The organism is Sphingobacterium sp. SGR-19 (assembly GCF_011043555.1).
GTDB lineage: Bacteria > Bacteroidota > Bacteroidia > Sphingobacteriales > Sphingobacteriaceae > Sphingobacterium.
The window spans coordinates 17,177-26,627 of record NZ_JAAKGS010000010.1; the positions used below are offsets into that span (position 1 = coordinate 17,177).

Annotated in this window: 13 protein-coding genes; 3 read left to right on the plus strand and 10 right to left on the minus strand. The window is 41.3% G+C overall.

Annotated elements, in window-relative coordinates; translation table 11 throughout:
• The 3 genes from G5B43_RS16480 to pxpB are packed head-to-tail and all read right to left on the minus strand — an operon-like array spanning position 1 to position 2,390.
• Positions 1–753: a 5-oxoprolinase subunit PxpA gene (locus tag G5B43_RS16480; RefSeq protein ID WP_165295903.1), complete on the minus strand. Its 753-nt coding sequence runs from the start codon at positions 751–753 to the stop codon at positions 1–3.
• The gene (locus tag G5B43_RS16485) at positions 743–1,702 is read right to left on the minus strand and encodes a biotin-dependent carboxyltransferase family protein (protein ID WP_165295904.1); all 960 of its coding nucleotides are present in this window, start codon (positions 1,700–1,702) and stop codon (positions 743–745) included. Before G5B43_RS16485 ends, G5B43_RS16480 begins: the two co-directional genes overlap by 11 nt.
• Positions 1,692–2,390, minus strand: coding sequence for a 5-oxoprolinase subunit PxpB (gene pxpB / locus G5B43_RS16490; RefSeq protein ID WP_206367401.1), 699 nt, complete (start codon positions 2,388–2,390; stop codon positions 1,692–1,694). The genes G5B43_RS16485 and pxpB overlap by 11 nt, the downstream gene beginning before the upstream one ends.
• 113 nt (positions 2,391–2,503) lie before the next feature.
• On the opposite strand from pxpB, the gene G5B43_RS16495 reads away from it, so the two are divergent.
• The 3 genes from G5B43_RS16495 (at position 2,504) to G5B43_RS16505 (ending at position 4,616) form a co-directional block, all read left to right on the plus strand.
• Positions 2,504–3,217, plus strand: coding sequence for a formylglycine-generating enzyme family protein (locus tag G5B43_RS16495; RefSeq protein WP_165295905.1), 714 nt, complete (start codon positions 2,504–2,506; stop codon positions 3,215–3,217).
• A 330-nt stretch (positions 3,218–3,547) separates the two neighbouring features.
• A complete protein-coding gene (locus tag G5B43_RS16500) occupies positions 3,548–4,111 on the plus strand; it encodes a Crp/Fnr family transcriptional regulator (RefSeq protein WP_165295906.1) in 564 nt (187 codons plus the stop codon).
• A gap of 55 nt (positions 4,112–4,166) precedes the next feature.
• Complete coding sequence (locus tag G5B43_RS16505) at positions 4,167–4,616, plus strand: hypothetical protein (RefSeq protein WP_165295907.1); 450 nt, start codon at positions 4,167–4,169, stop codon at positions 4,614–4,616.
• Between the two features lie 89 nt (positions 4,617–4,705).
• On the opposite strand, the gene G5B43_RS16510 is transcribed toward G5B43_RS16505, so the two are convergent.
• The 7 genes from G5B43_RS16510 to G5B43_RS16540 form a co-directional block, all read right to left on the minus strand.
• Positions 4,706–5,059, minus strand: a complete 354-nt coding sequence (locus G5B43_RS16510; RefSeq protein ID WP_165295908.1) for an NAD(P)-dependent oxidoreductase — start codon at positions 5,057–5,059, stop codon at positions 4,706–4,708.
• Positions 5,060–5,246: 187 nt separating this feature from the next.
• Positions 5,247–6,335, minus strand: coding sequence for a hypothetical protein (locus G5B43_RS16515; protein WP_165295909.1), 1,089 nt, complete (start codon positions 6,333–6,335; stop codon positions 5,247–5,249).
• Positions 6,336–6,483: 148 nt separating this feature from the next.
• Positions 6,484–6,849: a VOC family protein gene (locus G5B43_RS16520; RefSeq protein WP_165295910.1), complete on the minus strand. Its 366-nt coding sequence runs from the start codon at positions 6,847–6,849 to the stop codon at positions 6,484–6,486.
• Between the two features lie 111 nt (positions 6,850–6,960).
• Complete coding sequence (locus G5B43_RS16525) at positions 6,961–7,494, minus strand: dihydrofolate reductase family protein (RefSeq protein ID WP_165295911.1); 534 nt, start codon at positions 7,492–7,494, stop codon at positions 6,961–6,963.
• 126 nt (positions 7,495–7,620) lie between these two features.
• Positions 7,621–7,977: a nuclear transport factor 2 family protein gene (locus tag G5B43_RS16530; RefSeq protein WP_165295912.1), complete on the minus strand. Its 357-nt coding sequence runs from the start codon at positions 7,975–7,977 to the stop codon at positions 7,621–7,623.
• 5 nt (positions 7,978–7,982) lie between these two features.
• Positions 7,983–8,561, minus strand: coding sequence for an FMN-dependent NADH-azoreductase (locus tag G5B43_RS16535; protein ID WP_165295913.1), 579 nt, complete (start codon positions 8,559–8,561; stop codon positions 7,983–7,985).
• 36 nt (positions 8,562–8,597) lie between these two features.
• Positions 8,598–9,446: a sigma-70 family RNA polymerase sigma factor gene (locus G5B43_RS16540; RefSeq protein WP_165295914.1), complete on the minus strand. Its 849-nt coding sequence runs from the start codon at positions 9,444–9,446 to the stop codon at positions 8,598–8,600.
• Positions 9,447–9,451: the final 5 nt, after the last annotated feature.

Below are 9,451 nucleotides of genomic sequence, written 5' to 3' on the forward strand. Positions count from 1 at the left end.
CTATGGTGTACGCGATAATTTTAAGGTGTGATGCACTTTCCTGGCTATCGCAATAGCGGATTCATTGTCACCATGCATACAAATCGTATCTGCTTTAATGGGGATGTTGACGCCGTCCGCAGTGATCACTTTTCCTTCTGTAGCCATCAATAAGGCCTGTGCAAATGCTTGGTCGTGATCCGTTATGACGGCATTGGCCATCGTTCGGGGTGTCAGCATACCATCTGCTTGATAGATACGATCCGCGAATACCTCGCTATACACGGTTAGCCCACGCTGTTCGCCTTCCGTAATAAGTGCACTTCCGGATAGGCCGTACAGAACCAAGTTCGGATCAAATGCATAGACCGCATCGGCAATCGCCTTGGCTAGGTTGTTATCTTGTGCCGCCATATTGTACAGTGCGCCATGTGGCTTGACATGGTGTAACGATACGCCCTGTGCTTTAGTACAGGCATAAAGCGCACCGATCTGGTAGAGCATCAGGTCGTATACTTCCACAGGCGTCAGAGCCATTTGACGACGACCGAAACCTTCCATATCCTTAAATCCAGGATGCGCACCAATATGTACATCGTGGCTGGCGACCAGTGCAACAGTTTTCATCATGGTAGATGGATCACCTGCATGAAAACCGCACGCTATATTTGCCGAAGTTACAAAAGGTAATATCGCTTCATCATTGCCCATGCTCCATGGCCCAAAGCTCTCGCCAAGGTCACAATTAAGATCAATCATTTTACTACTCGCCATATTTTAATGCTAAAGATAATTTCAATTTATGGAGTTCATCTTCCTGGTCTCTCCATAGGGATTGTGCCTTCTTGACCGTGATTAATGCAAACTGAATTTTTGCACCGGGTGGCAACTGTGCCATCTGCGGTAGATCGACAGTCGCTACCTGCGCTATAATGGGATAACCGCCCGTCGTGGGATGATCAGCCATCAAGACAATGGGTTGCCCGTCAGGTGGCACCTGTATCGTCCCAAAGGTGGTGGCCGAAGAGAGAAGTTCTTTTTTCTCACGCAGGTACAAGTTTGCTGATTCTAGGCGGTAGCCCATTCGATCGGAATTGCTGCCGATCGTAAACACTTCGGCAGTGAATCGTTGCTGGCTATCGCTATCGAATAGCGGGTGGTGCGGCCCGGTTATAACACGAATCACGTTGTTGTCAAGATCTGGATAATAGGAAGATGCCATACGCCACTTGAATGATGAACTTTCCTGCGACCAGGCTGTACAAAAAGATAGTTGATCGCCTTTTTGCAAAGCACGCCCTTGCCACCCACCTATAGCGCCACGAAGATAGGTAGAAGCGCTCCCAAGTACTTTTGGCACATCGAGTCCACCGTAAAAACAGAGGTATGATCGCCAACCTTTTTTGGGCTTACCAAAGGTGAGCTGTGCACCTGCTGGCACGACGACAGGCTTCCACATAGGAATAGGTTGCTGATCGATTGCTGGGGAGAGATCTGCCCCGGTGACACAGATAAGCTGCTGTTCCTGAAAAAGCAAACTAGGTCCAATTGATGTGCACTCTAATGCAGGAGTGTTCTCTTGATTGCCCAAAAGGAGATTACCCAGTCGAAATGCCAGCTTATCCATCGCACCACTCGTTATCATACCATATTTTTGGAATCCAAAGCGCCCTAGATCTTGTACGGTCGTCAACATTCCGGGCTTGATGACACTAATCCCCATAATCAGCTCCTTTCATACGCAGGTATTCTGCTTCGCTAATCGGATCAAATCGCAGGCGGTCTCCCGCGGCGAGAAATGACGGAATCTCTTTGCTGGTGTCAAATAAACGTACCGGTGTTTTTCCAATAATTTGCCAGCCGCCTGGGGTTTCGATCGGATAGATTCCGGTCTGCGCACCGGCAATCCCTACTGATCCGGGTTCGATTTTGAGGCGTGGCGTTGGTTTGCGGGGGGTGGATAGGCGACTGTCCATACCGCCAAGGTATGCGAAACCCGGCGCAAATCCAATCATATACACGATATATTCGTTTTCACTATGGAGCCGGACGACTTCCTGCTTACTCAGTCCTGTATAGTCCGCGACTTCGTCGATATCTGGACCCTCGTACCAGACGGGGATAACTTTATCGGCGAAACTGAAATGTATTTCTGCAGGTAAGGCGGCTACAATGCGCTGCATTTGTTCGACAACTTCCGCAAAATCTATGGATATCGGATTATAATACACCGTAATGGTTGTAAAGGCAGGCACGTACTCCAAAATAGCGGGATTTTCCAGTTTGTCCAACGCTGCGCCGACGATTCGGATCCTATGATTGACCTGTTCCGAAATAGTTTCGCTAAATACGGCAACGACTGCCGCATCGCCCAAAGGGTAGTAAGATACACTTTCCGGGTTATTCATCATGAAGGACAAGGTAAGAAAAAGTAACGAATGAAGACTCGGAAAAATATGGCAACAGCGATTTGGTGAAGTATATATTAAGATAAAACCGAAATTAAATTATAACTTTAGCATAAATGGACGTAACACTACTCAAGAAGGCTATCGATGAACAAATGATAGAAATTTCTAAAGGTAAGATAGATTTGAGGGATGACAGAACGAAACAGCTGTGGACGGTTCATCTGCATTCATTTTTAATCTCAAAATTTACGGTTACACAAGATTTGTATTTTCAGGTTATGGGCGAGAATCCCAGCACATTTAAAGGAGCACGTCGGCCTGTGGAAAATGTAAGTTGGAAAGATACGGCTGTTTTTTGTAACACATTGTCTCAAAAACTGGGTTTCGATCGCTGTTATTCGTTTAGCGAAGATTGTGACCACATTCGTTTTGACTCAACAGCTAACGGATTCCGCTTACCCACTGAGGCGGAATGGGAGTATGCCTGTAAAGCTGGAACTACCGGTATTAGATATGGCGAATTAGACGCAGTGGCTTGGTATAAAGATAATGCACAGCATACGACACATGATGTAGGAGGTAAAGAACCTAATGCTTGGGGCCTTTACGATATGTTGGGCAATGTATGGGAATGGTGTTCAGATTTGTATGATACGGAAGTTTATGGTTCTTATCGTATTTTCAGAGGCGGTGGTTGGTGTGACCACGCAAGAAGCGTGATGTCCACAACCAGGCGAAGAAGCCATCCGAAAAGCTTCAAAATTGATGATCTAGGTTTTAGAATAGCAAAAAATGGGATCGAGGGCAATATAACAGGATCAAATTAACTAATATTCTAAAGCGATCAATCGCATTCGTATTTTTTTACAGGGGATACCCCTAACCTATCCTACCGCGTCACGAGCAAAACGCATGCTACCTCGAACACCTCGTTCGGATCGTTGATGAGTACCGCAAAGGTATGGTCGTCTCAAAGAGTGGTTTTACAAAAGTTGCTGCTGATTTTGAAAGATATGCAACATATTACCAGAAATCTGGTTTTATTACGTTGTTTTTTTAAATTTACCCGCATAAGTAATTGTTAGAGCTTCTTGAAAAGAGGTGAAGCGCGGCGGTTAAATTTTGTTTATGAAATTGCTAAAGAAGCATTTATCCCGATGGAAAAAATCAGACAATTTTTTGGTGAATTTGTTACAATAGATGACCTCGACTGGGAAATTTTTTCGTCAAAACTTGAACGGGCCGCCTTTCCTAAAAAATCTGTTATTCTTGAGCAAGGCAAGAAAGAACGGTTTCTATCCTTTCTGGAAAAGGGTATCATTCGTTTTAATATACCGAAGGTCGATTACGATTTCACGTTTGCCTTTGCTTTTGAGAATACGTTTTTCAGCGCATACGATTCCTTTCTCACCCAGACGGGTTCACATTACAACATCGAGTGCATTACCGATTGCGTATTGCATCGGATTTCCTACAAAGATCTGGAATTTGTATATGCTAACACATCAATTGGTGACCGCATTGGAAGAAAAGTAGCCGAAGATCTATACGTCAAAAAGATGAAACGAGAACGCTCCTTGCTAGAAGATACAGCCAAGAAAAGATATATGGACCTTCTATCAGAACAGCCTCACCTTCTCAAATATATTCCACAAAAGTATCTGGCATCTTATATCGGAATACGACCACAATCCCTGAGCAGGATCAGAAAGACTATTTAGTTAACATATGTTCATCGATTGCGTCTGGATCAAGTGTTAAATTTGCAAGAAAAAAATGAAACCATTATTTGTGTTGATCGGCGTCTGGTTTATATCCGTCTGCGTGATCAAGCTTTGGAAATCAGAGCTCGACTATAAATTATCTGGAAAAATTGCGCTGTCGGTTATGCTCCTGTTCACCGCTTTGGGGCATTTTTTGTATACGGAAGGCATGTCAAAAATGTTGCCCCATTTTATACCGTTTAGCACGCAAATAATTTATGCTACAGCGTTTATCGAAATTATAGCGGCCTTTTGCATATTCATACCACCGTTACGCTATATAACGGGCGTACTACTGGTTATCTTTTTTGTAGCCGTTCTTCCTGCCAATATCTTTGCTGCAGTTGAACATCTTAACTATGAAACAGGGGAATATGACGGTGCAGGTGTAGATTACTTGTGGTTTCGGGTTCCGTTCCAGCTCTTGCTGATATGCTGGACATATCTATCAGTGATCAAATAATATTTAATCGGTAATGAATACACAAACCCTCTTCTGCCCAAGATTATTGTACGCTACGCTGATTAGCCGAACGGTCACTAATTAATGAATTAGTTGGATATACTCACCGCTTTGTTTAAATAGTTGTCACTATGCAGCTGACGGAGCATAAAGTCTTCAACATCAGCTCGCGATATTTTAAGGTTAAGTTTTTTATATTTTTCATCAAAACCTATTTTATATCCGTCGGTTATGGCGCCACCTGTCAATGCGCTTGGTCTTACTATCGTATAATCCAAGTTACTGTTGCATATATACTCTTCCTGCAATTTGTGGTCGTTAAACGCTCTTTTGAGTAGCATACCAAACATGATATGCTTCCAGATAAAAATGAGATTCCCATAGCTTTCGCCTACGCCAAGCGTTGATAAACATATCAGCTTCCTGATCGCAGCACTGTTCATGGCTTAGATGATATTTAATATCCCTAGCGTCCGTATTTTACCAGCTCTTCCATCCCTAATGCACAAAGAATCGCGTCGTGATTTTCACTGCACGTTTGACCTCTTCTACGTTCGATACATCGCCGGTATAAACATCGTTATGATATAGGCCTCTTGAGACTACCTCGTGTTAGTATAGTGGATATCCCTAAAATGGTACTATATCGAATGCTATTGTGGCAACCTCGTCTTCCAATCCATGGAGATTAACTGTTTCCCCATTTACCCACAGTATGGATTTCCGACCTCCGTCGGACTCCATATTTCCCAATACAAGTGCATTACCTCCACTTACCTCAAGATCGAAAGCATACGTATGTCCATTATTGGAATCATCCAAAGGTTGCTCCACACCGTCTTTAAATAACCTCGGCTCGTATTTACTTCCTACCTGCTCATAGCCACAGGCATAAACATCTCCATTTTCAATGACTACTTTTCCTCCTCTAATCACAGACCGGCCACTAATCAGCCTATTTGCTTTCCCATTTTTCCATAATGTAAGGCTTCTACCTGCTGTCGATAAGTTATCTACATACCCCAATACATAAATATCCGCTCCATCAACCGCTATACTTTTGGCGTAGGTAGTAACGTCCTCGGAGGACAATATAACCGCGTCTCCGTTTTTCCAATATTTGGATATAATCCCTCCTTGTATATTTTCATGACCGGCGGTATACACATCATCTCCCGACACGAAAAGGTCCGCAAAAGTAGTAGATTCTTTGCCATCGGTGACCACAAAGGCGTCGCCATTTTTCCAAACAACGCCTATCCTTTTACCACCGTCTGCAGGGACATACGAACCCGCCACATAAACATCTTCCCCACTAACGAATACAGCGGTTGCTTCTTCGTATTTAGTTTCGGGAGTACGCAGCTCCAACCTTTTGCCGTTCTTCCATAATAGCGCTTTTGTTACATGATCGGAACCAGATTGACCTCCATTTTCGGTACCGATAACATATACATTGCCTGATGCAACTGTAATGTCCGCGGGATTAACCTGCACACCTGTGCCGAGTTCCAGAGGAAACGGTTTATTATTTCTATAATAGCTAGGTATTCCTGTATTGTTTTCCGAGGAAAAACCGATAAAATAGACATCTCCCCAGTCTACGATCTTGCGCTCTTCCACTTCTTTGTTATCGTCATCACCATCTTTCTTACAGGACTGAAAGACAATAGCGACAGCAAGTATACAATACAGTGTAAAAACAAATCTCCTACCCATTTTCTAACATTTTTATAAACCGACGGGTTTATGTTTCAAAAAGTCGGTTGTGTATATCAGCAAAGGTATAATGTAATTTGTTAGACAAAGAAAAACTATCGTATACAAAGTATCTACGTTCGAACTTCAAATCGACTTTTGACATTTGTCAGTCGTTTAAATGAAAGTAGGGATTGTAAATTAAACCGATAACATTCCCAAATGGGTCTTTAACGGTTGCAGTCATTAATTCTCCGCCCACATTAGTTGGTTTTTCATGCTCAGTCGCTCCTAGTTCAACCAACCGTTCAAAAGCTTCTTGTATGTTTTCTACTCCCCAATAGGAAACCACACTTTCACTTTTCTCTAAAGTTGGGTTATCTTCTGGTTGGAGTCCTAATTCATACCCTTTAATGTTAAAACCTACATAATAGGGCTCGTTGAAATAAGGGTTTGTCTCAAATGCCTTTGAATACCATTCAGTTGCTTTCTGGATGTCTCCAACTTTATAAATTGTCGTTCTAAGTCCTAACATTTTTTTTATTTTTAATTCTTGCCTATTCCTATACTAAGCACCAAAAAATTCAAATTTAACGAAAAGTACATAGATAGAAGGTTGAAAAAAGATCATATCACCCATGGAATGTTACTTTTTTCGTTTGTAATGTAGCTGCATCAATCCCGTTTCAAATGTTTTTGCTTTAATGAATTCCAGTATTTGCTCAGGTCTTCCGTCTTTAAAGAGTCTTGTTCCACTACCTAACAAAACGGGGATAACCGAAATTATGAACTCGTCTATTAAATCGTCCTTTAATAGCTCATGGATTACTTCTGCACCACCATCGCAATAGATATGCTTACCCGTTTCAGATTTTAAACGATCAACCAGTTCGGTTAGGCTTCTTGTATAGAAAACCGTTCTACCTACTTGTGGTCTTTCAGTTCTTGTTATGACGTAAATATCTCTTTGTCCATTGTCGTAGTGAGATGCTCCAATTTCCTTTACGACATAATCATAGGTTCTTCTTCCGATAATTATGGTATCAATCTGAGACGTAAATTCCGTATAACCATAATCTTCTCCTTCTTTTTCTACAAGTTTCAAAAAGCTTAAATCGTCATTTGGCTTGGCTATATAGCCATCTAAACTCATGGCTATGAAAAGTGATAGTTTTCGCATTTGTGTTGAATTTTAATATGTAGCAAATTTACGCTTAAACAAGTACTCGCACTTTGTAAAAATGCGACAAATTAAAGCAATGATGGTGAAAGTTCGGTATTCCGTCTGATTTCGTTGCTAAGATGGCTACACGGCTTTTATCGTAGGTGTGTTGTTTATTATTTTCCAGTGTCCATTATCATGCACACAAACTATCAATGAATAAAAAATTAAGTATTGGCTTTCTAATTTTACCTGTACAGCCGCGATATTGCCGGTTTGTTGGATAGAGTGGAAGTCTATGCTTCTCGGACTTCCTCCAAACTTCTCTCTACGGATGAGTTCGATATAGTCTGCTTTCGAGAATACAAAAATCCCTTCCTCATCAAAAAATCCGTCTTGGATATTCTGAAAATCGGAATGTAAAATTTGTTCCAAAACTGCTGTGTCACGGTTATCACCGGCTTTCACAAATGCCGCTATGGCTGTTTTTACCTGTTGCATAGTATTTATTTAAACATGTTATTAAATGATGTAGTTTGATTGTTAAGTTGTTGTCTCACATAGCTTTCATCAGCGGTGCCATCTAGCGAATAATAAAAAATATCCCTGATCCCTATATAGTTTAAAATCTGTTTCAGATGCATTTCCACAAGACTCAAGGTGTCCGTCTTGACATCGCCCATTGATGATAGAATGTATGTCTTTTTATTTTTCAGTAACCCGATGGATTTATCTTCGTATCGAAAGGTTTTACCTGTTCGCACCACAAGGTCGAAATACGCTTTCAGTGATGAAGGCATCCCAAAGTTGTACATAGGAACCGTAATAAGGATTTCATCACATTCAAATAGCTCTGCAATTAATTCATCAGACAGTTTTAATTTCTCCGACGGGTTTTGAACAGTATGAAATTCTTCAAATAATGCCTGGTCAAGGTGCGGGATAAAGTCCGTACCTACCTCCCGGCTTTTGATTTTACCATCTGGATTCAGTAGTTTCCATTCCTGCACAAAACGATCTCCTGCTCTTCGGCTATAAGAGTTTTTCAAACGCAAGCTGCTATCAATTCTCAATAGTGTCTTCATCTATTTTTTCTTTTTATAGAGAAGACACATCGGGCGTTAAAGATGTGACAGCCTGATAAGATTTTTTAGTTTCTCCGGGTCAACAATAGAATAAATTTCCTGGATCAGACCACTATTATTCAATTGAAGAATCTGACAATTATGTAATTTGTCATTGTCCCAGAAGCAGATTGCGGGTTGATGATTAAAGAATTGAAAAGTAAATTCTTTGTCGAGTAAAAATTGTTGCTGTACATAAACCAATAATGTTGCCGTAGCAGTTTTTCCCATTTCTGTTCCTTTAATTACCTGAACTTTAGTTCCGCCATCTGCATTCAGCTTTATGTCGCTAACTAGTAAATGCTCTAATTCTTGAATATTAGCTTCGGCCAATGCTACTTGATATTTCTCTAATATTTCGATATGAATCCCGGAATACGGATTATGTGGTGAGAATTTGCCTCCCTTTAACTGTTTGTTTGCCCTACTTAATAGCTGTCGGGAATTTTCCGTGTTTATCTCAAGCAGTTCGGCTATTTCTGCATGCGAATAATTAAACGCTTCCTTCAGTATAAAAACAGCTCTTTCTTTTGGAGACAGATGCTCAAATAGAACGAGCATAGTATAGCTTGCAGTTTCGTCTCTAATAAGTTTTGTATCGGCATTTTCAAACGAAACAGGTTCGGGCAGCCACTCACCAAAAACTTCCTTTTTACTTTGCCGGGTTTTAAAATTGATAGCATGATTAACCGTACTTTTAATTAAGAAGTTTGATTCGTGACGGATGTTTGATTTATCCAATGTAATGTATTTTTCCAGCACATCCTGTACTACATCCCGGGCATCTTCGTAAGAACCAACGATGTTGTAGGCATAGGTCAGGAGTTTATTATAATGTTCCTGCATTAGTT

Bases quoted from the DNA above. Each gene is read 5' to 3' on its own strand.
- G5B43_RS16500 (WP_165295906.1), top strand. From the start codon at position 3,548: ATGGAAAAAATCAGACAATTTTTTGGTGAATTTGTTACAATAGATGAC.
- G5B43_RS16535 (WP_165295913.1), bottom strand. From the start codon at position 8,561: ATGAAGACACTATTGAGAATTGATAGCAGCTTGCGTTTGAAAAACTCT.
- G5B43_RS16485 (WP_165295904.1), bottom strand. From the start codon at position 1,702: ATGGGGATTAGTGTCATCAAGCCCGGAATGTTGACGACCGTACAAGAT.
- G5B43_RS16480 (WP_165295903.1), bottom strand. From the start codon at position 753: ATGGCGAGTAGTAAAATGATTGATCTTAATTGTGACCTTGGCGAGAGC.
- pxpB (WP_206367401.1), bottom strand. From the start codon at position 2,390: ATGATGAATAACCCGGAAAGTGTATCTTACTACCCTTTGGGCGATGCG.
- G5B43_RS16530 (WP_165295912.1), bottom strand. From the start codon at position 7,977: ATGCAACAGGTAAAAACAGCCATAGCGGCATTTGTGAAAGCCGGTGAT.
- G5B43_RS16525 (WP_165295911.1), bottom strand. From the start codon at position 7,494: ATGCGAAAACTATCACTTTTCATAGCCATGAGTTTAGATGGCTATATA.
- G5B43_RS16520 (WP_165295910.1), bottom strand. From the start codon at position 6,849: ATGTTAGGACTTAGAACGACAATTTATAAAGTTGGAGACATCCAGAAA.
- G5B43_RS16495 (WP_165295905.1), top strand. From the start codon at position 2,504: ATGGACGTAACACTACTCAAGAAGGCTATCGATGAACAAATGATAGAA.
- G5B43_RS16505 (WP_165295907.1), top strand. From the start codon at position 4,167: ATGAAACCATTATTTGTGTTGATCGGCGTCTGGTTTATATCCGTCTGC.
- G5B43_RS16515 (WP_165295909.1), bottom strand. From the start codon at position 6,335: ATGGGTAGGAGATTTGTTTTTACACTGTATTGTATACTTGCTGTCGCT.
- G5B43_RS16540 (WP_165295914.1), bottom strand. From the start codon at position 9,446: ATGCAGGAACATTATAATAAACTCCTGACCTATGCCTACAACATCGTT.
- G5B43_RS16510 (WP_165295908.1), bottom strand. From the start codon at position 5,059: ATGAACAGTGCTGCGATCAGGAAGCTGATATGTTTATCAACGCTTGGC.